Below are 518 nucleotides of genomic sequence, written 5' to 3' on the forward strand. Positions count from 1 at the left end.
AAAATTTGATCAAATTTCAGCCAGACATGGCGAAGCGCTTCACCTGCGCCCAAAGGCCGCTAATGCCAAAGCACTAACTGAAGCCTATAGCTCCAACGGGAAACCAATGAAGACGCTACCACGAGGCTTTTACCTACGAACACAATTCACCGAACAGATCTTACTGAAGCACTATATCAATGTGCAATCTGAGTAATTCATCTTTTCACTCTAATGGGTAACCAACGATAATTCGATATCGCAGTAAGAGGCAGTACCCTCACTACCGCACTCATCGTAAGCGTTGTGTAACCGCAAATAAGCTTTGTCGATACCTAACCTGAGCAGCTCTTCTTTCACCAAATCTAAGGAACCAAAATGAAGCGGTTCCTCTCCATCTTTAATCGGCTCTAGCTGGTGCTTGTATTCCACAGCTAGCAAATAGTCAGAGACATCGGAACACCCAATGACAAATACTTTGGGTAACGTATAGGTGTCTTTATGTTGACCATGTAGCCACATGTCCAGTTGATGCTTCT

Annotated in this window: 1 protein-coding gene and 1 pseudogene; one reads left to right on the top strand and one right to left on the bottom strand. The window is 44.2% G+C overall.

Annotated features, from left to right (window positions below; all coding sequences use genetic code 11):
• Nucleotides 1-196, top strand: a pseudogene (locus R7190_RS30770) (DNA mismatch repair protein MutH); the annotation flags it as partial.
• A gap of 14 nt (nucleotides 197-210) precedes the next feature.
• Here R7190_RS30770 and R7190_RS30775 read toward each other — a convergent pair.
• Nucleotides 211-518 (bottom strand): DUF6482 family protein (locus R7190_RS30775; protein ID WP_318138329.1); only part of this gene is annotated, 308 nt, incomplete at its 5' end.

It is taken from the genome of Vibrio sp. 1078-1 (assembly GCF_033340475.1).